This window comes from Psychromonas sp. SA13A (assembly GCF_011378715.1).
Classification (GTDB): domain Bacteria; phylum Pseudomonadota; class Gammaproteobacteria; order Enterobacterales; family Psychromonadaceae; genus Psychromonas.
The window spans coordinates 1-23588 of the sequence record NZ_WTKU01000017.1 but is presented as its reverse complement, the minus strand read 5'-3'; the positions used below and the strand labels follow the sequence as shown (position 1 = coordinate 23588).

At 39.5% G+C, this 23588-nt stretch carries 17 protein-coding genes; 11 read left to right on the top strand and 6 right to left on the bottom strand.

Going from position 1 to position 23588, the window contains the following annotated elements; genetic code table 11:
- The first annotated feature begins 221 nt into the window (after positions 1-221).
- From rpoB to tuf, 10 genes are all read left to right on the top strand, one after another.
- On the top strand, positions 222-4256 hold the full coding sequence (rpoB, locus tag GQR44_RS14070; protein WP_166372388.1) for a DNA-directed RNA polymerase subunit beta: 4035 nt from the start codon (positions 222-224) through the stop codon (positions 4254-4256).
- A 75-nt stretch (positions 4257-4331) separates the two neighbouring features.
- Positions 4332-8552 (top strand): DNA-directed RNA polymerase subunit beta', encoded by a 4221-nt coding sequence (gene rpoC, locus GQR44_RS14065; protein ID WP_166372387.1) that lies wholly within the window; start codon positions 4332-4334, stop codon positions 8550-8552.
- Positions 8553-8817: 265 nt separating this feature from the next.
- Entirely contained in the window at positions 8818-9204 is a 387-nt protein-coding gene (locus GQR44_RS14060) for a RidA family protein (RefSeq protein WP_166372386.1), read from the top strand.
- Positions 9205-9212: 8 nt separating this feature from the next.
- Complete coding sequence (gene tusD / locus GQR44_RS14055; RefSeq protein WP_166372385.1) at positions 9213-9617, top strand: sulfurtransferase complex subunit TusD; 405 nt, start codon at positions 9213-9215, stop codon at positions 9615-9617.
- Positions 9618-9626: 9 nt separating this feature from the next.
- Entirely contained in the window at positions 9627-9986 is a 360-nt protein-coding gene (gene tusC, locus GQR44_RS14050; RefSeq protein WP_166372384.1) for a sulfurtransferase complex subunit TusC, read from the top strand.
- Positions 9987-10277: a sulfurtransferase complex subunit TusB gene (gene tusB / locus GQR44_RS14045; protein WP_166372383.1), complete on the top strand. Its 291-nt coding sequence runs from the start codon at positions 9987-9989 to the stop codon at positions 10275-10277.
- A 204-nt stretch (positions 10278-10481) separates the two neighbouring features.
- Positions 10482-10856, top strand: a complete 375-nt coding sequence (gene rpsL, locus GQR44_RS14040) for a 30S ribosomal protein S12 (protein ID WP_028869203.1) — start codon at positions 10482-10484, stop codon at positions 10854-10856.
- Positions 10857-10940: 84 nt separating this feature from the next.
- Positions 10941-11411: a 30S ribosomal protein S7 gene (gene rpsG, locus GQR44_RS14035; RefSeq protein WP_025565708.1), complete on the top strand. Its 471-nt coding sequence runs from the start codon at positions 10941-10943 to the stop codon at positions 11409-11411.
- 77 nt (positions 11412-11488) lie between these two features.
- A complete protein-coding gene (gene fusA / locus GQR44_RS14030; protein ID WP_166372382.1) occupies positions 11489-13585 on the top strand; it encodes an elongation factor G in 2097 nt (698 codons plus the stop codon).
- A 74-nt stretch (positions 13586-13659) separates the two neighbouring features.
- Positions 13660-14844: an elongation factor Tu gene (gene tuf, locus GQR44_RS14025; RefSeq protein ID WP_025565705.1), complete on the top strand. Its 1185-nt coding sequence runs from the start codon at positions 13660-13662 to the stop codon at positions 14842-14844.
- 754 nt (positions 14845-15598) lie between these two features.
- Here tuf and GQR44_RS14020 read toward each other — a convergent pair.
- The 6 genes from GQR44_RS14020 to GQR44_RS13995 all read right to left on the bottom strand — a co-directional run bounded on the left by GQR44_RS14020 (position 15599) and on the right by GQR44_RS13995 (position 23110).
- Positions 15599-16201: a CCXG family PEP-CTERM protein gene (locus GQR44_RS14020; RefSeq protein WP_166372381.1), complete on the bottom strand. Its 603-nt coding sequence runs from the start codon at positions 16199-16201 to the stop codon at positions 15599-15601.
- Between the two features lie 939 nt (positions 16202-17140).
- Positions 17141-17764, bottom strand: a complete 624-nt coding sequence (locus tag GQR44_RS14015; protein ID WP_166372380.1) for an SEL1-like repeat protein — start codon at positions 17762-17764, stop codon at positions 17141-17143.
- A gap of 118 nt (positions 17765-17882) precedes the next feature.
- Positions 17883-18647 (bottom strand): phosphoadenylyl-sulfate reductase, encoded by a 765-nt coding sequence (locus GQR44_RS14010; protein WP_166372379.1) that lies wholly within the window; start codon positions 18645-18647, stop codon positions 17883-17885.
- Positions 18640-20331 (bottom strand): assimilatory sulfite reductase (NADPH) hemoprotein subunit, encoded by a 1692-nt coding sequence (gene cysI, locus GQR44_RS14005; RefSeq protein WP_166372378.1) that lies wholly within the window; start codon positions 20329-20331, stop codon positions 18640-18642. Before cysI ends, GQR44_RS14010 begins: the two co-directional genes overlap by 8 nt.
- Positions 20331-22127, bottom strand: a complete 1797-nt coding sequence (locus GQR44_RS14000) for an assimilatory sulfite reductase (NADPH) flavoprotein subunit (RefSeq protein ID WP_166372377.1) — start codon at positions 22125-22127, stop codon at positions 20331-20333. Before GQR44_RS14000 ends, cysI begins: the two co-directional genes overlap by 1 nt.
- 398 nt (positions 22128-22525) lie before the next feature.
- Positions 22526-23110 (bottom strand): glutathione S-transferase, encoded by a 585-nt coding sequence (locus GQR44_RS13995; RefSeq protein WP_166372438.1) that lies wholly within the window; start codon positions 23108-23110, stop codon positions 22526-22528.
- A gap of 89 nt (positions 23111-23199) precedes the next feature.
- On the opposite strand from GQR44_RS13995, the gene GQR44_RS13990 reads away from it, so the two are divergent.
- On the top strand, positions 23200-23588 hold a 389-nt coding region (locus GQR44_RS13990), incomplete at its 3' end, for a helix-turn-helix domain-containing protein (protein WP_166371881.1).

Here is a 23588-nt window from a genome sequence, read left to right as displayed (position 1 = left end):
TTTTTACGGTCATCGGACGCTTAAGGTGATGTTATTGCCATATTGTTTCGAACGATAAAGTCAGCGATATAAGCTGCGCCTTAAAAACAGGCTCAAACAGAAGCAATATAGACATTTAAAACATCATTAACACCAAAATAATGTGCCGCCGTTGTCATGCAACAAGATTCAAACCAAGTAAGACAACTATGACCAATTTAATCAGCGAGCAAAGGAACCACATGGGTTACTCTTATACTGAGAAAAAACGTATTCGTAAGGATTTCGGGAAACGCCCACAAGTAATGGAAAAACCATACTTGTTGGAGATTCAACTAGATTCATTCAAACGATACATTGAAGTCGATCCGACTGGCGAAGTAGGTTTACAAGCTGCTTTTAACAGCATCTTTCCTATCGCGAGTTACTCAGGCACTTCGGAGCTACAATACGTAAGCTACCGCTTAGGTGAACCTGTATTCGATGTAAAAGAATGCCAAATCCGCGGAGTTACATACTCTGCCTCTTTACGTGTAAAACTACGTCTTGTTATTTATGATCGTGACGCGCCAGCAGGCACGGTTAAAGATATCCGTGAACAAGAAGTTTACATGGGTGAAATGCCACTCATGACAGAAAATGGTACCTTTGTAATCAATGGTACTGAGCGTGTTATTGTTTCTCAATTACATCGTTCACCTGGTGTTTTCTTTGATCATGATAAAGGCAAAACACACAGTTCGGGTAAAGTGTTATATAACGCACGTGTTATCCCTTACCGTGGTTCTTGGTTAGATTTTGAGTTTGACCCGAAAGACAACTTATTTGTTCGTATTGACCGTCGTCGTAAATTACCAGCGACTATCATGTTACGTGCACTTGAGTACACGACAGAACAAATCCTAGACATCTTCTTTGATACAACTCAGTTTGTTGTTAAAGATGGTGTTATTACGATGGCATTAATTGCAGACCGTTTACGTGGTGAGCAGTTTAACTTTGACATCGTGAGTAAAGGTACAACTTATGTTGAATCGGGCAAACGTATTACTGCTCGTCATATTCGTCAACTTGAAAAAGACGGCGTACAACACATTGAAGTGCCATTCGAACATCTAGAAGGTAAAGTGTCAGCGAAAGATTACATCAGCAGCGAAACTGGTGAAATCATTGTTAACGCAAATGATATCTTTACGCTTGAATTATTAGCAGAGCTAGCACAGTCTGGTATTAAAAAATTCGAAGCAATTTACACTAATGAATTAGATTGTGGTTCATTTATTTCGGATACATTACGCGTTGACTCTTCAACTAACCGTTTAGAAGCGTTAGTAGAAGTTTACCGTATGATGCGTCCTGGTGAGCCACCAACAAAAGATGCTGCAGAAGGTTTATTCCAAAACTTATTCTTTGCAGAAGAACGTTATGACTTATCTAAAGTAGGTCGTATGAAGTTCAATCGTCGCGTTAATATTGAAGGCGATGTAGGTCCTGGCATTCTATCTAACGAAGATATCTTAAGTGTAATGAAAACACTGATCGATATCCGTAACGGTAATGGCGAAGTTGATGATATCGATCACCTTGGTAACCGTCGTATTCGTTGTGTTGGCGAAATGGCTGAAAACCAATTCCGTGTTGGTTTAGTACGTGTTGAACGTGCTGTTAAAGAGCGTCTATCATTAGGCGATCTTGATGCGACTATGCCGCAAGATCTGATCAATGCAAAACCTATCTCAGCTGCTGTTAAAGAGTTCTTTGGTTCATCACAACTGTCTCAGTTTATGGATCAAAATAACCCGTTATCAGAAGTAACACACAAACGTCGTATCTCTGCATTAGGCCCTGGTGGTTTAACACGTGAACGTGCTGGCTTTGAAGTACGTGACGTACACGTAACGCATTACGGTCGTTTATGTCCTATCGAAACACCTGAGGGACCAAACATCGGTCTTATCAACTCGTTAGCTACTTTCTCTCGTACTAACAGTTACGGTTTCTTAGAAACACCTTACCGTAAAGTGATCGATGGTAAACCTTCTGATCAAGTTGAATATTTATCAGCTATCGAAGAAGGTACATTTGTTATCGCACAGGCATCTGCCGGTCTTGATGAAAATGGCATGCTTAACGAAGATATGATCCAGTGTCGTCATAAAGGTGAAACTACCTTCATGGGACCAAACGACATCGATTACATGGATGTGTCACCACAACAGATCATTTCTGTTGCTGCGTCACTTATCCCGTTCTTAGAACATGATGATGCTAACCGTGCCTTAATGGGGGCAAACATGCAACGTCAAGCTGTACCAACACTACGTGCTGATAAGCCATTAGTAGGTACAGGTATTGAACGTCGTCTAGCGATCGATTCTGGTGTAACCATTATTGCAAAACGTGGCGGAACAATTGATTACGTTGATGCATCTCGTATCGTAGTTAAAGTTGCTGATGATGAATTAGTTGCTGGTGAAGCCGGTATCGACATCTACAACTTAACTAAATACACGCGTTCGAATCAGAATACTTGTATTAACCAAAAACCAACGTGTAAACCTGGCGAGCCAATTGTTCGCGGTGACGTATTAGCCGATGGTCCATCGACTGATATGGGTGATTTAGCACTTGGTCAAAACATGAAGATTGCCTTCATGCCTTGGAATGGTTACAACTTTGAGGATTCAATCCTTATTTCTGAGCGTGTATCTCAAGAAGATCGTTTTACTACGATCCATATCCAAGAGTTCTCATGTATTGCACGTGAAACTAAATTGGGTACTGAAGAGATCACTGCCGATATCCCTAACGTTGGTGAATCTGCACTAAGCAAACTAGATGAGTCTGGTATTGTTTATGTAGGTGCTGAAGTTAAACCTGGTGATATCTTAGTCGGTAAAGTAACACCAAAAGGTGAAACTCAACTTACGCCAGAAGAAAAACTATTACGAGCAATCTTCGGTGAAAAAGCGTCTGATGTTAAAGACAGCTCTTTACGCGTAGCTAACTCAACTTACGCAACAGTAATTGACGTACAAGTCTTTACTCGTGACGGCGTTGAGAAAGACAAACGTGCACTAGAAATTGAAGAAATGCAGTTAAAAGCGGCGAAGAAAGATTTAACTGAGAAGTTTAAACTTTTAGAAGGCTCTATTTACGAAAAAGCATTAAACCTATTAGTTTCTGCTGGTCAAGAAGAAGCGCGTCTACTACAAATGCCTAAGGCTCAGTGGTTTGATATCGTGCTTTCTGATGATGAGAAGCAAACGCTTTTAGATCAAATCAATGCACAACACGACGAAATTAAAGCAAACTACGATAAAGAGTTTGATATTAAACGTCGTAAAATCACACAAGGTGATGATTTAGCACCGGGTGTACAAAAAATTGTTAAAGTTTACTTAGCGGTACGTCGTCGCCTACAACCAGGTGATAAAATGGCCGGCCGTCACGGTAACAAAGGTGTTATTTCAAACATCGTACCTGTAGAAGATATGCCTCACGATGAGTTTGGTGTTCCAGTTGATATCGTACTTAACCCATTGGGTGTACCATCTCGAATGAACATCGGTCAGATTCTTGAAACACATCTAGGTCTAGCGTGTAAAGGTGTTGGTGAGAAACTAGAGCGTATGATCAAAGATCAGCGTGACGTTGAAATCAGCAAAGTACGTGAATATGTACAAAAACTTTACTCATTCGGTGATGCACCGTGTCATGTTGACTTAAATGACTTTGATGATGAAGCTGTATTACGTCTTGCTAAAAACCTATACAAAGGTTTACCAGTTGCGACTCCAGCATTTGATGGCGCACACGAAAGTGAAATCCGTGAATTGTTACGCATGGCTGATTTACCTGAGTCTGGTCAGTTACAATTAACTGATGGCCGTACGGGTATCCCATTTGAACGTCCAGTAACCGTTGGTTACATGTACATGTTAAAACTGAATCACTTAGTTGATGACAAAATGCATGCACGTTCAACAGGTTCTTACAGCTTGGTTACTCAGCAACCACTTGGTGGTAAAGCTCAGTTCGGTGGCCAGCGTTTTGGTGAGATGGAAGTATGGGCACTAGAAGCTTACGGTGCTGCTTACACTCTACAAGAGATGCTGACAGTTAAATCGGATGATGTTAACGGTCGTACTAAGATGTATAAAAACATCGTAGACGGTGACCATAGAATGGAACCAGGCATGCCTGAATCATTCAACGTATTGTTGAAAGAGATCCGTTCATTAAGCATCAATATCGAGCTAGATGAATCTAACTAAAATTCGTTTTAGTTGAAAATATGTGGCGTCTCGTTTTTTTGAGACGCCTAGTTTTAACTCCTATGGGAGAGTAGCGTGAAAGACTTACTCAAGTTTTTAAAGCAACAAAATAAAACCAAAGAATTCGATGGTATTAAAATCGGTTTAGCATCACCAGAAATGATCCGTTCATGGTCTTTTGGTGAAGTTAAAAAACCTGAAACCATTAACTACCGTACATTCAAACCTGAACGTGAAGGTCTGTTCTGTGCACGTATCTTTGGTCCAATCAAAGATTACGAATGTTTATGTGGTAAGTACAAGCGGCTAAAACATCGTGGTGTTATTTGTGAAAAATGTGGTGTTGAGGTAACTCAAGCTAAAGTTCGTCGTGACCGTATGGGACACATCGAATTAGCATCACCTGTTGCACACATTTGGTTCCTTAAATCACTTCCGTCTCGTATCGGCTTAATGCTTGATATGACGTTACGTGATATCGAACGTATCCTATATTTTGAATCATTCGTGGTTGTTGAACCAGGTATGACTGATCTTGAACGTGGTCAAATTCTTCTTGAAGAAGAGTACTTGGACAACCTAGAGCAATGGGGCGATGAGTTTGATGCAATGATGGGCGCTGAAGCCGTTTTTGCACTGCTTAAAGACCTAGATCTAGAACACGAGATCAAAGGCATGCGTGAAGAGTTAGAAACAACTAATTCTGAAACTCGCCGTAAGAAATTAACTAAACGTCTGAAATTGGTAGAATCTTTCCACCAGTCTTCAAACAAACCAGAGTGGATGATCTTAACAGTACTTCCAGTACTACCACCTGATTTACGTCCTCTAGTACCACTAGACGGCGGACGTTTTGCAACGTCTGACTTAAATGACTTATACCGTCGTGTTATTAACCGTAATAACCGCCTAAAACGTCTTTTAGAACTAGCTGCGCCAGATATCATCGTACGTAACGAAAAACGTATGTTACAAGAGTCTGTTGATGCGTTATTAGATAATGGTCGTCGTGGCCGAGCTATTACTGGTTCGAACAAACGTCCTCTAAAATCGCTTGCAGATATGATCAAAGGTAAGCAAGGTCGTTTCCGTCAAAACTTACTAGGTAAACGTGTTGATTACTCTGGTCGTTCTGTAATTACAGTGGGTCCAACTCTACGTTTACATCAATGTGGTCTTCCGAAGAAGATGGCATTAGAGCTATTCAAACCATTCGTTTACGGTAAGTTAGAAGCATTAGGTCTTGCTACTACTATCAAAGCAGCTAAGAAATTAGTTGACCGTGAAGGTGGTGAAGTTTGGGATATCCTAGAAGGTGTTATCCGTGAACATCCAGTGCTACTTAACCGTGCACCAACACTTCACAGACTAGGTATCCAAGCATTTGAACCTGTATTAATCGAAGGTAAAGCGATTCAATTACACCCATTAGTTTGTGCGGCATACAACGCCGACTTCGATGGTGACCAAATGGCGGTACACGTACCGTTAACAATTGAAGCACAGCTTGAAGCTCGTACGTTAATGATGTCTACGAATAATATCTTATCACCTGCAAATGGTGAGCCGATTATCGTACCTTCACAAGACGTTGTATTAGGTTTGTATTACATGACTCGTACTCGCATTAATGCGCGTGGCGAAGGCATGTACTTCAAAAATGCAAAAGAAGCTGAAAAAGCATACCGTGCTGGTGTTGTAGACTTGCAAGCAATTGTTAAAGTTCGTATGACACAGGTACACATTGCAGAAGATAAATCTCGTACATCAACAACTGGTTTAGTTGAAACGACGATTGGTCGTGCCATCTTATCTTTAATCATGCCTGAAGGTTTACCATTCGAGCATGTTGATTTGAACATGGGCAAAAAAGCAATCTCTAACGTGCTAAATGCTTGTTACCGTTTACTAGGTATTAAAGACACTGTTATTTTTGCTGACCAATTGATGTACACAGGTTTTGAGTACGCAACATTGTCAGGTGCTTCTGTTGGTATCGACGATATGGTTATTCCTGATGCTAAGAAACGCTTAGTTGAAGAAGCTGAAGCTGAAGTACTAGAAATCCAAGAGCAATTCCAAGCTGGTCTTGTTACTGCGGGTGAGCGTTACAATAAAGTTATCGATATTTGGGCAAGTGCGAATGAGCAAGTGGCTAAAGCGATGATGGAAAACCTTTCTAAAGACACAGTCTTAACAGCGAAAGGTGAAGAAGTTCAGCAAGATTCGTTTAACAGCGTTTACATGATGGCCGACTCGGGCGCACGTGGTAGTGCCGCTCAGATTCGTCAGCTAGCGGGTATGCGTGGTCTGATGGCTAAACCGGATGGTTCAATCATCGAAACGCCTATCGTAGCTAACTTCCGTGAAGGTCTAAACGTACTTCAGTACTTTATCTCGACGCATGGTGCACGTAAAGGTCTAGCCGATACCGCACTTAAAACAGCAAACTCGGGTTACCTAACTCGTCGTCTTGTTGATATTGCTCAAGATTTAGTTATTACTGAAGAAGATTGTGGTAGTACTGAAGGTCTGTTAGTTACTCCGTTAATTCAAGGTGGTGACGTTGTTGAACCACTTCGTGAACGTGTACTAGGTCGTGTTGTTGCTCGTGACATCATTAAACCAGGTACAGATAACGAAGTATTAATCGCACGTAACGTATTACTTGATGAAAAATACTGTGACTTAATCGAAGAAGCATCGGTTGACCAAGTATGGGTTCGCTCTGTTATTACTTGTAATACTGACTTTGGTGCTTGTGCACAATGTTACGGTCGTGATTTGGCTCGTGGACACATGGTTGGTCAAGGCGAAGCAGTTGGTGTTATGGCCGCTCAGTCTATCGGTGAACCTGGTACACAGTTAACGATGCGTACGTTCCACATCGGTGGTGCAGCATCGCGTTCTGCATCAGAAAACAATATCCAAGTTAAAAATACCGGTAAAGTTAAATTACATAACGCTAAGTTTGTAATTAACTCTGATGGCAAAGTAGTTGTAACGTCTCGTTCAACTGAGCTAACCGTTATTGATGAATTAGGTCGTACTAAAGAGAATCACCGTCTACCTTATGGTGCTGTTCTTGAGAAGCAAGATGGTGCAGCAATCACTGCTGGCGAAATCATTGCTAACTGGGACCCGCATACACACCCAATTATTACGGAAGTGGAAGGTACGGTTGAGTTCTTAGACTTTATTGAAGGCATTACTATTAATAAACAAACTGATGAACTAACTGGTTTATCAAGTATTGTTATTATTGACCCTGCACAGCGTCCAAGTGCAGGTAAAGAAATGCGTCCAATGGCTAAATTAGTTGATGCTAAAGGTAATGATTTATTCATTCCTGGTACTGAAGTTGCTGCGCAATATGCACTTCCTGCCAAAGCAATCGTTAGCCTTGAAGATGGTGCTCAAGTACGAGTTGGTGATGCGGTTGCTCGTATCCCTCAAGAAAGTTCAAAAACTCGTGATATCACGGGTGGTCTACCTCGCGTAGCTGACTTATTTGAAGCTCGTACACCTAAAGATGCCGCTATTCTTGCTGAAGTATCTGGTACGTTAGCATTTGGTAAAGAAACCAAAGGTAAGCGTCGCCTAGTGATCACTCAAGCAAATGGTGATGTTTACGAAGAGATGATCCCTAAATGGCGTCACCTAAACATCTTCGAAGGTGAGAAGATTGAAAAAGGTGAGGTTATTTCTGACGGTCCTGAGTCTCCTCATGACATCCTTCGTCTACGTGGTATTAGCCCAGTGGCTAACTACATCACTAACGAAGTACAAGAAGTATACCGTTTACAAGGTGTAAAAATTAATGATAAGCATATCGAAGTTATCGTTAACCAAATGCTACGTAAATGTATCATCACTGATGCTGGCGATACGCCATTCTTAGTAGGTGAGCAAGCTGAAGTTGTACGCGTTATCATTGAAAACCGTCGCTTAGAAGCTGAAGGCAAAAACTTAGCTAAGTTTGAGTACCAGTTACTTGGTATTACTAAAGCATCACTAGCAACTGAATCATTTATTTCAGCAGCATCTTTCCAAGAAACAACGCGTGTTCTTACGGAAGCAGCTGTTGCAGGTAAATGTGACCAATTACATGGCTTGAAAGAGAATGTAATCGTAGGTCGCTTGATTCCAGCTGGTACTGGTTTTGCACATCACCGTACTCGTGCCGCAGCTAAAGCTAAAGAGCTTGAACCTGTTAGTGCTGAGCCTATTATCGATGTTGAAGCAGCTGAGCAAAACTTAGCTGACTTACTAAACGCCGTTGATTTTGGTGAATAAGTAGCAAATATAAGCAATTAATTTTGCTTTAGAAAAAAAGGTGCTTCGGCACCTTTTTTTATATCTAAAATTTGAGCTGATTATAGCTTTTCTTCGTGCTCTTCGTGTAGCGCAGCGCTTCGTGGTTATTTTGGTGTTTTAAGGGTTAATATTTTTGTTGGGCTTTTATTTGTACGAGTTTAATTTTTTATCATTTCGCATTGTTTTTATTTTGCTTCTACTTCAATATACAGGCTCGAAATTAACTGATTAGGATAAGCATTAAATGACAACTAAAAAAATTATTAGTACAGAACAATCTCCATCAGCAATTGGTCCATATTCTCAAGCTAATCAACTAGGTAACATGATCTTTACTTCTGGTCAAATCCCATTGGATCCAAAATCAATGGAGATTGTAGAAGGTGGTGTTGCAGAGCAAACTGAACAAGTAATGAAAAACTTATTGGCAGTATTAGAAGCCGCTGGTGCAACAGCACAAACTGTCGTTAAAACGACTTGTTTCATTAAAGATATGAATGACTTTGCTGCTTTCAATGAAGTTTATGGTAAATACTTTGCTGAATTAGCACCTGCTCGTTCATGTGTTGAAGTCGCTCGTTTACCAAAAGACGTACTGGTTGAAGTTGAAGCAATTGCGTACACGGCTTAAGGCTTAGTATGTCTGAATCAGGGGTTGTTAAATTTTCTTTGTTAGTGACGGGTAATCCAGCTAGCAGTCAAAATACCGCATCTGCCTTACAGTTTTGCGAGGCAGTATTAGCTGCTGGGCATAAAATATGTGGTGTTTTTTTCTACTTAGATGGTGTACTAACAGCCAATGATTTAATTAACCCTGCCAGCGATGAGGTTAATATACCTGATCGCTGGGCTGCTTTAGCGACTCAATACAAGTTTGCACTTGAAGTTTGTGTATCGGCATCATTACGGCGCGGTATCGTTAATGAGCGAGAGGCAGCACAATTAGGTTTACAGCATTACAATCTTAAACCCCCTTTTTTACTCAGCGGGTTAGGTCAATTAGCTGAGTTATCTGCTAGTTGTGACCGATTAATACAGTTTTAGGGCATGAACATGGAAAAGAAGATTGGCATCATAAATCGACAAGCTCCCCATGGTTCAAGTACTGCTCGTGAGGCATTAGATTTAACCTTGGCGATTTCTGCTTTTAACGAATCCTTAAGTGTATTTTTTATAGGTGATGGCGTTTATCAATTATTAGCAAAACATCAAGCAGATCTTATTTTGCAAAAAGATTTTCAACCGATGTTACAAATGCTTGAACTTTATGATGTAGAAAATGTTTATGTTTGCCAACAATCACTCGTTGAGCGAAACATTTCAGTAGACCAATTAGTTATTAAAACAACACTGCTAAATACAGAAGAAATTAATGAACATCTTCAGCTACAACACCAATTAATGAGTTTTTAGATGATATTACACACTGTTAGTGGATCTCCTTTTAATAGCTTTGCGCTGAAAGATTGTGTTAGGCAATTGGGTGGTAAAGATCTTTTGTTATTACTTAATGATGCAGTCTCAGCCGTTTCGGCAACAACGGATCAGCACTTACAGCTACTACAGCTAGATCAAAGTAAGCGTTTGTTTGTTTTAGACGTCGATTTACAGGCTCGTGGATTAAAAGCAAATATGGGACAGGTTGTTAGCTATGCAGAGTTTGTTGCGTTAAGTATTCGTTGTCAAAGTCAGTTGGCTTGGTAAGACTCCATCTACAGAGTAGATGGTCCCATTTCACTTTTAAATCATTAAATTAAACATAACGAACCACCTCATTTTACTTTTCTTGTTTTGTGAACAAAAACACAATTGTCTATTTATTGACTCGCCTTTCTATTCAGCGTAAACTCTTGCGACCCTAATCTTTAGGGCTTGATTTTTCACACACACATTAGGAGCTATTTAACAATGGCAACAATTTCACAATTGGTACGCAAACCGCGTAAGGACAAAGTTCAAAAAACTAACGTTCCTGCGCTAGAAGCGTGTCCACAAAAACGTGGTGTATGTACTCGTGTATATACAACTACACCAAAAAAACCTAACTCGGCAATGCGTAAAGTTGCTCGTGTACGTCTAACTAACGGTTTCGAAGTAACTTCGTACATCGGTGGTGAAGGCCATAACTTGCAAGAGCATAGTGTAATCTTGATCCGCGGCGGTCGTGTAAAAGATTTACCGGGTGTTCGTTACCATACAATTCGTGGTGCACTTGATACTTCAGGTGTTTCTGCACGTCGTAACGGTCGTTCTAAGTACGGTGCTAAAAAGCCTAAATCTTAATACTTTCCGTAAGTAAGGCCAAACAAACACTATTTAATTTTAATATGTTTTGGGTAAAATCCTGAAGCGCACGGAGATAATAAGATGCCAAGAAGACGCGTCGTAGCTACTCGTAAAGTACTACCAGATCCTAAGTTTGGATCAGAAGTTCTAACAAAATTCGTTAACGTAGTAATGGTTGACGGAAAAAAATCTATTGCTGAAAAAATCGTTTACGGTGCATTAGCAACTGCTGCTGAAAAAAGCGGCAAAGACCCAATGGAACTTTTTGAAGTTTCATTAGAAAACATCCGCCCAAGCGTCGAAGTTAAATCTCGTCGTGTTGGTGGTTCAACATACCAAGTTCCTGTAGAAGTTCGTCCTTCTCGTCGTAATGCGTTAGCAATGCGTTGGTTAGTTGAAGCTTCTCGTAAGCGTGGTGAAAAATCAATGGCATTACGTCTAGCTGGTGAGCTAGTAGATGCAGCAGATAACAAAGGTTCAGCGGTTAAGAAACGTGAAGACGTTCACCGTATGGCTGATGCAAACAAAGCGTTTGCTCACTACCGTTGGTAGAAAATTCTTAGCACAGGCTTTTGCTTGTGCTTTTTCGTTTCTATTTGCACAAAGCTTTATTTAAAAAGGACATTGCATTGTCACGTACAACTCCTATTGAGCGCTACCGTAATATCGGTATTGTGGCTCATGTCGATGCAGGTAAAACTACTACTACAGAGCGTGTGTTGTTCTACACTGGCGTATCTCACCGAATTGGTGAAGTTCACGACGGCGCAGCAACAATGGACTGGATGGAGCAGGAGCAGGAACGTGGTATTACTATCACATCCGCTGCGACTACTACTTTCTGGCAGGGCATGCAAAACCAGTATGAGCAACACCGCATTAATATCATTGATACCCCTGGACACGTAGATTTCACTATTGAAGTTGAACGTTCTTTACGTGTATTGGATGGTGCTGTAGTTGTATTTTGTGGCTCGTCAGGTGTAGAACCTCAATCAGAAACTGTGTGGCGCCAAGCTAACAAATACCACGTTCCGCGTATTGTATTTGTTAACAAGATGGACCGCACCGGTGCTGATTTTGAATCTGTACTTGAGCAAATTCGAAATCGCTTAGGCGCAACCTGTGTTCCTATTCATTTGAATATTGGAACAGAAGATGAGTTTCGCGGTGTTATCGACCTCATTAAAATGAAAGCGATTAATTGGAACGATGCAGATCAAGGAATGACATTTGAATATTATGACATTCCTGCTGACCTACTAGAGCACGCGCAAGCTTTGCACGAGGAACTAGTAGAAACAGCTGCAGAAGCAAATGATGAACTGATGGAAAAATACCTCGAAGAAGGTGTACTTTCAGAAGAAGAAGTTAAAGCAGGATTACGTATTCGTACGTTAAATAATGAAATCGTATTAGCGACCTGTGGTAGCGCCTTTAAAAATAAAGGTGTGCAAGCAGTGTTAGATGCGGTTATTGATTATTTACCTTCTCCGGTCGAAGTTGAAGCGATTAAAGCTATCAACGGACATAATGACCAAGAGATAGAATGTCCTGCGACAGATGAAGCACCATTTGCTGCACTTGCGTTTAAAGTAGCGACTGACCCATTCGTGGGAACGTTAACCTTTATGCGCGTGTACTCAGGCGTAGTTAAGTCTGGTGAACAAGTATTTATTCCTATTAAAGGCAAAAAAGAGCGTTTAGGACGTATCGTACAGATGCATGCTAACGAACGTAAGGAAGTCAAAGAGGTTCGTGCCGGTGATATCGCCGCTGCGATCGGTCTTAAAGACGTCACTACGGGGGACACGCTTTGTGTTGTTGGACAGAATATTATTCTTGAGCGTATGGATTTCCCTGAACCGGTTATTCAGATCGCGGTTGAACCTAAAACCAAGGTTGACCAAGATAAGCTAACACTAGCACTTGAAAAACTATCTGCCGAAGACCCTTCATTTCGTGTTGAAACCAATGAAGAGTCTGGACAAATACTGATCTCTGGTATGGGTGAACTTCACCTTGATATCATTGTTGACCGTATGCGTCGTGAGTTTTCTGTGAACTGTAACGTGGGTAATCCACAAGTAGCATACCGTGAAACAATCCGTAAAACGGTTGAAGTCGAAGGTAAGTTTATTCGTCAGGGTGAAGGACCTAGCCATTATGGTCATGTCCAATTAAAACTAGAACCGCTTGCAGCGGGCTCTGGCTTTGAGTTTGTAAACCAAATTACTGGTAATGAGATTCCAAAAGAATACATTCCAGCGGTAAGCAAAGGCTGTGAAGAACAAATGAACCAAGGTGTGTTAGCAGGTTACCCAATGCTTGACGTTCGAGTTACTTTACTTCATGGTACATACCATGAGGTTGACTCTAGCGAAATGGCATTTAAAATTGCTGGCATGATGGGTTTTAGAGATGGTGCATTAAAAGCTGATGCAACTATACTTGAACCCGTGATGAAAGTGGAAGTAACTACTCCTGAAGATTGGATGGGCACTGTTGTTGGCGACCTTAATAGTCGTCGTGGTATTATTGAAGGAATGGACGATGGCCCAGGTGGTGTTAAGATCGTTCATGCTAAAGTACCGCTGTCTGAAATGTTCGGTTATGCAACCGCAGTACGTTCAGCAACACAAGGTCGTGCATCTTATTCAATGGAATTTTTAGAATATGCCGATGCGCCTAAAAAAATTGCTAACGCAATTATTGAAGCGAAATAAAAAATAAATTAAACTAACGCCTTTCCATGTGATGGCATGTGGAGAGGTATTTACTGATAAAGAAGGTACACACTGTGTCTAAAGAAAAATTTGAACGTAATAAACCACATGTAAACGTAGGTACAATTGGCCACGTTGACCATGGTAAAACTACTTTAACAGCTGCAATCTCTGCTGTATTAACTAAGAAATTCGGTGGCGACATTCGTGATTTCTCTGCAATCGATAATGCTCCAGAAGAGCGTGAGCGCGGTATTACAATCAATACTTCTCACATCGAATACGATACAGAAACTCGTCACTACGCACACGTAGACTGTCCTGGACATGCCGATTATGTTAAAAACATGATCACTGGTGCTGCTCAAATGGATGGTGGTATCTTAGTTGTTGCTGCAACAGATGGTCCTATGCCACAAACTCGTGAGCACATCCTACTTTCTCGTCAAGTTGGTGTTCCACACTTAGTTGTTTTCTTAAACAAATGTGACATGGTTGATGATGAAGAGCTACTAGAATTAGTAGAAATGGAAGTTCGTGAACTTCTTTCTGAATATGATTTCCCAGGTGATGACCTACCAGTTATCCTTGGTTCAGCGCTTAAAGCTCTTGAAGGCGAAGCTGAATGGGAAGAAAAAATCCTTGAACTTGCTGATGCACTAGATACTTATATCCCTCTTCCAGAGCGTGATATTGACAAACCATTCATTCTACCAATTGAAGATGTATTCTCAATTGCTGGTCGTGGTACTGTTGTTACTGGTCGTGTTGAGCGCGGTATCATCAAAGTTGGTGAGTCTGTAGAAATCGTTGGTCTTAAAGACACAGTTACTACTACTTGTACTGGTGTTGAAATGTTCCGTAAACTGCTTGACGAAGGTCGTGCTGGTGAGAACGTTGGTGTTCTTCTACGTGGTACTAAACGTGAAGACGTTGAACGTGGTCAAGTTCTAGCTAAACCTGGTTCAATCAAACCACATACTAAGTTCGAATCTGAAGTATACGTACTAAGTAAAGATGAAGGTGGCCGTCATACTCCATTCTTCAAAGGTTACCGTCCACAGTTCTACTTCCGTACAACTGACATCACAGGTGCTGTTGAGCTTCCTGAAGGTGTAGAAATGGTAATGCCTGGTGATAACCTTAAGTTCGTTGTTGAACTAATTGGTCCAATCGCTATGGACGAAGGTCTACGTTTCGCTATCCGTGAAGGTGGCCGTACTGTAGGTGCTGGTGTTGTTTCTACTATCATCGCGTAATTTATAATTACACGTTTTAGTTAAACAATATTCAAAAAAGACAGCTTAGGCTGTCTTTTTTTATGCCTGTAGAAAAGTGGATTAAGGTTTGCGCGTTTCGCTACCCGTAAAGGTGGCGCTAATCCAAGTTCAGGTAGGTGCTGGTGTTGTTTCTACTATCATCACTTAATTCCTTTTGGAATAGTTAAGTAATATAGTTTAAAACTACATTCAAAAAAGACAGCTTAGGCTGTCTTTTTTTATGCCTGTTGAAAAGTGGATTAAGGTTTGCGCGTCTCGCTATCCGTAAAGGTGGCGCTAATCCAAGTTCAGGTAGTTACTGGTGTTGTTACTGGTGTTGTTCCTAATATCATTGCTACGTTTTTAGTTAAATAATATTCAGAAAAATGGATTAAGGTTTGGGCATTTCGCTATTCGTGAAGGTGGCATTATATCGAAGTACAAACAGGCTCTGGTTTTGTTTCTATTATCATCGCGTAATTTATAATTATACGTTTTTAGATAAGTAATATTCAAAAAAAGAGAGCTTAGGTGTTTTATGATACTGATAGCTTCTGTAAAGAGTTATAACTTCTTTTACTAAAGCAAGTAATCATAGGGTCGTTTACTATTGCTATGTGGCTGATAGCGGCTTGTATTGATAGGTTGTGATATAGCTAAATAGATATTATAGAAGTGTTTTGATAGAAGCTCCGATGCACAGCTGCACCGGATTGTATTTGGGAATATGATTGTACTTTATCTCCCTGTTATTTCATGATGCTTTTTTATTACGACGTAAGCTAAAGCCTAATAATCCAAAACCTAGTAATGCTAAGGCTGCTGGCTCAGGTATTGCCGTTGTAATGTTAGCTGTAGTTAATGTTTCCCAGTTTGTACCATCGGCGTTAAATCTAATCGAATTAGCACCATTACAACAAGCTTCAGCCCAATATATTTCTAATAGGTTATTGCCTGCTACAATGTCGATAGCGCTGGCTGTGATAACGTCAGAGTTTGACCATGAATTAGCCCACCATAAATCATCTGTTCTATTTTCAACTAAACTTCCATTTACATAAATAGCCGCTCCATAATGAGCATCTAGACCAGCTTGGAATCCCCAGGTTGCAGCATTTTCAGTAGTAAATTCTAGTGAAAATCGGTTAATAGAATTTTGACCTGTTTGATATTGTTCAAATGCATTAACTGTGTTTGTTAGCGTTGATGAGGTTTCAGCAGCCCATGAGCTATTTAAATCATTACTGTCGATTGTTGTTGTGATGGCTTTAGTCTCTATTGTCATTAATGTAGCGTTAGCTGATAGTGACATTGTTGTAGCAAGTACGGCACTTACTACTAGTTTAGTTATATTCATATTATCTTCCTTGTTTATATTTACAAATAGGTATCTACAATTAAGTATAAGCAAGTTCAGTACCATAAAATTATTTTTAATAATGTCATTAAAATCATATGTTTAATTGTTATTTAAATATTGAAGAATATTGATGTAAATTATTTCGACTATATATCTGTGAATGGTAAAAATAAACTGTTTTATATCTTTAAATATATGATTTTAAGTTGAATTTTTCTTAATAAGGTGGGGTTTTTCATATATGTTTCTATTTGTTAATAATAATATGTTTTATTGTTCATCATCATTTATTTTTAATGTAAAGATTTTCGACTAACTAAAGCTGTTATCGATTATCTTACTTCTGAAGGGAATACATTAACGCTACTATTCACTTCATAAACTGAATAATGGAGAATATAAGGAATTTAATATACTCGCTGTTATCTATTAATATGCCCCTAAAGTGGCAACTTTTAAAACACATCGTCCACAAAGTTCGAGTCGCGTAGGTTAAATGAATAAAAAACGGTCGATTTACCTTAATATACAAATCTTACAATAGTGCAATAAAGTAAGTCTACAATGTCAGATATTAGTGAGGCGTTGATCAAAAAGCAGGCTTTGACATTATTGCTCCTGGACATTGTACTCGTGGTTTTAGTAATAGCCGCACTTGTAAAATAGGGCTATCTCACCATAGTGGTATCCCTTATCAGTCTATTTTATATTTAGTCGACGAGGCGAGTCATTAATCGCTAAACATGATTGATTGCGCCTTATTCAAATTACTGAATAGGCGCATTGTTGTATTTCTTGAAAGTTCGTCTCAACATTATATTTGAATGGTCGTGGGTATAGGCTGTTTGTATTTCGTTAATAAGAGGTTGTCTTACCTAAAGGCTATATTAACTAGAAACTGTATTAATGAAAGTCGATTATCTTATCAAATATTGCTTAATTGTTGTATTCACGACGTGCTTTTTTTAATGCAAACTCAGGCATCTTTTTTCCTAAGGCTGCTAATAAACTGTTAGCTTGTTTCTTTTTTGTCGGGTTAGCAATAACGCTATTATATAAAGCACGATAAGCATCCTCAAAATCATAAGGACTTCCATAACCTTGGTTTAATAAAGTGATGTAATTCATTTGCGCGCCTAAATGACCTTGCAGTGCCGCTTCTCGAAAATATCTTAACGCTCTGTCTTTGTCTTGTGTAACTAAGATACCTTTATTGTAATATCGCCCTAATTGCTCGATAGCCGCTAGTAAACCCTGTTGTGCGGATTCTTTGATGTAGTGCATGCCTAACTCTACATCTCGCTCTGTGCAGACGCCCCATGCCAACATATCACCCCATAAATACACATATGAGGGTTCTTGCACTTTTTCCGCATGTGCTTTTATATCTTGAAGTAATTGGCACTCATCGGCCTTAACTCGCTGTAAGTGTTGATTGTTCTTAATTAATACATTGAGTTCGTCCTGCGTGTATAGCTGTATCGTTTCAAAGGTATTTGCATTTGCTTTAACACTGCTTAATAACGTTAATATTAATAGGGTGGGTATCAACTTTTTCATAATAAATCCTTCATCTTGATAATTATGCTATCGGCAGATCGTGCGTTTTCTTAAGTAAAAAAAAGCCTCTATTAAAATGAGAGGCTTTTTTTAAACTTAAAGAGTAGATGAAATTTTGTTAAATACCACTACCTTGTTCTTCAATAGGGTCTTCGTGCAACCCACACTCCCGCTTTAAGCCAAAGAAGCGAGTTTCTTCTTCACTCATCCCTAATTCAAGGGGGCGTGATGTCTGTACATCCCCCACAGATACATAACCTTGTTCCCATAGTGGGTGATAACTTAAGCCGTTCTCTTCTAGGTAATAATGTACTTCTTTATTACTCCAATCGATAATTGGTAAAAATTTAAAGCAGTTATTTTGAATACTTAAAACCGGCAAGTCTTCACGACTTGATGATTGTGAACGACGTAAACCAGAGAACCATGTTTTAGCATTTAATTCTTTCAATGCACGTTTCATTGGCTCAACTTTATTGATCAAATTGTACTTAGTTAAACCATCTACGCCTTGATCCCATAATTTACCATAGCGGGTTTCTTGCCATGCAGGGCTGTGCTCTGCACTGTAAATTTTTAGGTTTAAGTTAAGTTGTTTTGTTAAATCATCAATAAATTGATAGGTCTCAGGAAATAAGTATCCTGTATCCGTCAAAATAATCGGGGTATCTGCTTTCACCGTCGTGATTAAGTGTAAACACACGGCTGCTTGGATCCCAAAGCTTGATGATAAAACAAATTCACTTTTTAGATTATCGACAGCCCATTGAACTCGCTGTGATGCTGTCATTGTTTCTAATAACGTATTTACCCCAGCAAGAGCAACGGTCTGCTCTGCTTTAGAAAGCGTTAATAGATGGTCTAGAACTAAGGTGTTAGGCATAGAAATCCCTAGCCGCAACAACTACTTCAGAAATAATGCCGGCGCGAATAACAAAATCACCAAAATCTTCATCTTGATTACGTTCTATTGCCCAGCGGCCAATTAATTCATCTAATGTATTGACGATTGTTTCTTCATCAATATTTTCAGCGTACATTTTAGGAATACGCGTACCAATTCTATTACCACCTAAGTGCAGATTATAACGACCTGGTGCTTTACCTACTAAACCAATTTCAGCCAACATTGCTCGGCCACAACCATTAGGGCAACCTGTAATGCGTAAAATAATGTGTTCTTTAGGAATATTATGTTTTGCTAATAAACCTTCAACATCATCGGTTAAACCTGGTAAGTATCGCTCCGCTTCAGCCATCGCTAGCGGGCAGGTTGGTAATGAAACACATGCCATTGAATCAAGACGTTGTGCGCTAGTTCCATCGTCAATCAAACCACATTCACGGGCTAGTTTTTCAATGTTGTCTTTTTCTGATTCCGGAATACTTGCAATCACTAAGTTTTGGTTAGCTGTCATGCGGAAAGTACCTTGGTGTACTTTAGCAATCTTCACTAGGCCTGATTTTAATGGTTTACCATCAAAGTCTAGAATACGGCCATTTTCAATGAATACAGTTAAGTGCCATTTGTTATCAATTCCTTTTACCCAACCAATACGGTCGCCGCGCTCTGTAAATTCATAAGCACCTGGTGATGCAAAAGTGATACCTGCGCGTTTCTCAACTTCTTGTTTGAAGGTCTCGATACCGTGTGTTTCTAATGTGTATTTAGTACGAGCATGTGAACGACTAACACGACCACCAAGGTCACGTTGTGTTGTCACCACAGCTTCTGCAACTTCCATCACTTTATCAACAGGGATAAAACCAAAGTCATCACCCAAACGTGGGAATGTTGTTTTATCGCCGTGAGTCATACCTAAACCCGCACCAACCACTACGTTGTAACCAGTGATCTTGTTATCTTCAATAATCGCGATGAAGTTAAGGTCATTACCATGGATATCAACATCATTGTATGGCGGTAATGCCACTGCAATTTTAAATTTACGAGGTAAGAATACATTGTGATAAATTGGCTCTTCTTCCTCGGTATCTAATACTTTTTCACCGTCTAACCAAATCTCTGCGTAAGCATTTGATTTTGGTAAAAAGTGTTCACTGAGTTTTTTAGATAACTCATACACTTCTGTATGTAACTCAGACTGCTCAGGGTTAGAGGTACAAATAGTATTACGGTTAACATCACCAGCAGTAAAGATAGAGTCAATATTCGCTTTGAATTTAAGCTCTTGGAATACTGATTTTAAGTTACGTTTAAAAATACCGTGGTATTGGAAAGTTTGACGGGTAGTAATACGAATACTACCTGCATCAGTTAACTCTTCTGCAATACGGTCAATCTCTAACCATTGCTCAGGCGTTACAACACCACCAGGAAGGCGTGCTCGTAATAAGAACGAGTACAGCGGCTCAAGTTTTTGTTGCTTACGCTCAGCGCGGCGATCACGGTTATCCTGTTGGTATAAACCATGGAATTTAACCAGCTGTACTTCATCAGGGTGGAATGAACCTGTTGTTGTATCGTTGATTCCCTCTACTAAGTTACCGCGAAGAAAATTACTTTGAATTTTAATGCGTTCGTTGTCGTGTAATTTCTGAGTCATTAGTAAACATCCCTTTGGTAGCGTTTTGCTTGGCGTAATTCTGTTAAATATTCTTCTGCATCTTCAAGGCTTAATTTGCCTTGTTTGCTAATAATATCGATTAATGTGCTTTGTACATCTTTGGCCATGCGATTTGCATCACCACAAACGTAGAAATGAGCACCATTTTGTAACCACTCAAAGACCTCTTTAGCATTTTCTTGTAAGCGATCTTGTACATAGATTTTTTGTGCTTGATCACGAGAGAAAGCAAGGTCTAATTTAGTTAATAAACCTGATTTTAAATATGATTGCCATTCAACTTGATATAGGAAATCTTCGTTAAAGGTTTGGTCGCCAAATAATAACCAGTTTTTACCGCTTGCATCACTTGCTTCTCGCTCTTGCATAAATGCACGGAAAGGGGCGATACCAGTACCTGGACCCACCATGATAATCGGTGTTGCTGGGTCTGCAGGCAAACGGAAATTATGATTGTCTTCAATAAAGACTTTTACTTCTTCACCTTCCTGCAAACGGTGCGACAAGAAAGTAGAAGCACTGCCTCCACGTTGCTGTCCTGCTTCATTTTCAAACACAACCGCACCAACTGTTAAGTGCACTTCGTCTTCAACTTCTGTTTGGCTAGAAGCTATCGAATATAAGCGTGGGCTGCTGCGACGTAATAAAGCAATGAAGTTTTCTGCTGTCACATTTTCATTACCTTCCGCTGTCACCACGTCAACAATTTGATTGTTGTTGGCAAAATCACGACAGGCATTTTTATCTTCGGCTAGTTCAAGCAATTGTTTATTTTCAGTTAATGTTGCATAACCTTCTACAAAAGCCGGATGTGTACCCGTTAATTCAAACTCTTCAATTAAAGCATCTTTTAGTGATAACGTTTTATCGCCTAAGGTCACTTCTTTAGCTGCATCTAAGCCTAATTTATTAATCAGCTCATCAACCATTTGTTGATCATTTTTAAACCACACACCCAGTGCATCACCGGCAGTGTAGTGCAAATCAGATCCAGCTAAATCAATTTCAATATGACGCACATCTTTAGCGGATTCTGTTCCAGTAATTTTTTGACTTGTTAATAAACTTGCACTGAAAGGCGCTTGTTTATTATATTTATTCTCAGTCACGATAGTGCCAGTTGCAACCGCTGCGGTTGTTGAGGTGCCGGCTTTTTCAAGTGTTGCTTCAACAGCTGTTAGTGCTTTATCGAACCAAGCTTGTGTGACTTCTTGATAATCTACATCTGCATCTAAACGTTCAGTAATGATTTCGCCACCTAACGCTTGTAAGCGTTGTTCAAAATCTTTACCAGTTTGGCAGAAAAACTCATAGCTTGAGTCACCTAAGCCTAATACAGCAAATTTTAAACCTTCTAGCTTAGGGGCTTTTTTAGACGCTAGAAATGCATGAAGATCAATCGCATCATCAGGTGCTTCACCTTCGCCGTTGGTACTTGCAACAACAATTACATGGCTTTCATCTTTGATTGCTTTAACTTTGTAATCAGCCATTGAGACTAACTTATTAGGAATACCTTTAGCTGTTGCTTGTTCAGCTAACTCTTGTGCGACGCCTTTAGCGTTACCAGTTTGTGAACCGATTAAGATAGTTAAACTTTGACCTGCGCTTTGTGCAAGTGCTGCCGATGTTACTGGACCTTGGCTTACGCCGGCCAAATAACCACTAACCCATGCAGTTTGTACTGCATCTAAGCCTGCTGTCGCTTGTTGCAATTGAGCCAGTTGAGACTCTGATAAAGGCGATGTTAAAGCCGATAAATTGTTAAGTGCCATGAAGTAATTTCCGCTATTACATTAAGATAAACGAAGTTTACGCCAGCTTATGATTAGCACAAAAGAACAAAAGTTACTCTTTTATAACTAAATAGCATTTAAAAATTGAGGTTAATAATTATTATCATTTATAATGGGCGTGTATTTATTTAGGTAGCTGATTTCATCATCTAAGTTACTTTATTTTCAGATCGTTGATTTTTATTATGCAGGTTTAACAAAAAGATAAATATTTTTCATATTATTAGGCTCGAGGTAAACAACAGCCATCTATGTTTTAAAGTTGCACTAAGTACAATACTTGCCCACTTAAATAATTAACTGTTCTCGGGCCCATAGACGGCTGTATTTTGATCAATTCAGTAAAGTTTTATCAACAAACTGATATTAGTAAAAAACTAGACCTTTGCTTCAGCTTTTAATTCTATTTCGTTAGCTCGTATAAAAGCGGGGTGTGTTGCAAGCTGTTCTAAATAAGTTGCTATATTTTTATACTTATCTAGTTCACCATTATTTTGTACTAGCTCAGCTATAAATGACATCATGATATCTGCTCCAGTTAGTTGCTCTGAAACTAAATAGCGTTTTCCTTGTAAAGACTGGTCAAAAAACTGAATCACTTTTGCTGTCTCAATATCTGCATAATCTCCTAAGAAATTAGTTTTACAGCCATCTTTTGCAACAAACATTTTAAGTAATAATGGTAAAATTGCAGAGCTTTCAGCAAAGTGTAACCACTGGGAATATTCAACATATTCTTTGCTACCTCGCACTGGGGCGAATTGCTTATCTCCGTATTTATCAATTAGGTATTCCGTGATAGCACCAGACTCTGCGATGATCAAACCATCGTCTTCAATTACCGGTGATTTACCCAATGGATGAATCGATTTAAGCTCTGGTGGAGCAAGGAAAGTAACGCTATCGCGTAAATAAGGAACAATCTCATATTTGATATTAAGCTCTTCTAATAACCCTTGGATTCAGATTATAAGTGCATAACTTGAATTAGTAGAAAAAGCGGTCAGCTGAATATATGCTTATCGCTTTTTCTCCGGCAAGAGATGCAACAATGAAAACATATAAACAACTGACCTATGGGCTAAGATGCCAGATTTATGCTTTAAAGAAAATAGGTCTGAGTCAAAATAAAATTGCGCAACAGTTAAAAGTTAGTCAATCAACTATCAGTAGAGAGCTTTCTCGTAATACAGGTAAGCGAGGATATCGCATTAAACAAGCCCAATCGTTTGCACATCATCGTCGATTACATTCTCGTAAAGCAATTAAAATGACGAGTAGCCTCATTGCATTAATTAACTCAAAGATTCGACTCGAATGGAGTCCCGAGCAAATATCAGGATGGTTGCGAGAAGAACACAAAGTGCGGATTAGCCATGAAACGATTTATCTTTATATTTGGTCTGATAAGAAACGTGGAGGTCAGTTATTTCAATACCT

Bases quoted from the DNA above. Each gene is read 5' to 3' on its own strand.
- GQR44_RS14000 (WP_166372377.1), bottom strand. From the start codon at position 22,127: ATGGCACTTAACAATTTATCGGCTTTAACATCGCCTTTATCAGAGTCT.
- GQR44_RS14010 (WP_166372379.1), bottom strand. From the start codon at position 18,647: ATGCCTAACACCTTAGTTCTAGACCATCTATTAACGCTTTCTAAAGCA.
- cysI (WP_166372378.1), bottom strand. From the start codon at position 20,331: ATGACTCAGAAATTACACGACAACGAACGCATTAAAATTCAAAGTAAT.
- GQR44_RS14020 (WP_166372381.1), bottom strand. From the start codon at position 16,201: ATGAATATAACTAAACTAGTAGTAAGTGCCGTACTTGCTACAACAATG.
- tusC (WP_166372384.1), top strand. From the start codon at position 9,627: ATGGAAAAGAAGATTGGCATCATAAATCGACAAGCTCCCCATGGTTCA.
- GQR44_RS14015 (WP_166372380.1), bottom strand. From the start codon at position 17,764: ATGAAAAAGTTGATACCCACCCTATTAATATTAACGTTATTAAGCAGT.
- rpsG (WP_025565708.1), top strand. From the start codon at position 10,941: ATGCCAAGAAGACGCGTCGTAGCTACTCGTAAAGTACTACCAGATCCT.
- rpsL (WP_028869203.1), top strand. From the start codon at position 10,482: ATGGCAACAATTTCACAATTGGTACGCAAACCGCGTAAGGACAAAGTT.
- tusD (WP_166372385.1), top strand. From the start codon at position 9,213: ATGTCTGAATCAGGGGTTGTTAAATTTTCTTTGTTAGTGACGGGTAAT.
- GQR44_RS14060 (WP_166372386.1), top strand. From the start codon at position 8,818: ATGACAACTAAAAAAATTATTAGTACAGAACAATCTCCATCAGCAATT.
- rpoB (WP_166372388.1), top strand. From the start codon at position 222: ATGGGTTACTCTTATACTGAGAAAAAACGTATTCGTAAGGATTTCGGG.
- tusB (WP_166372383.1), top strand. From the start codon at position 9,987: ATGATATTACACACTGTTAGTGGATCTCCTTTTAATAGCTTTGCGCTG.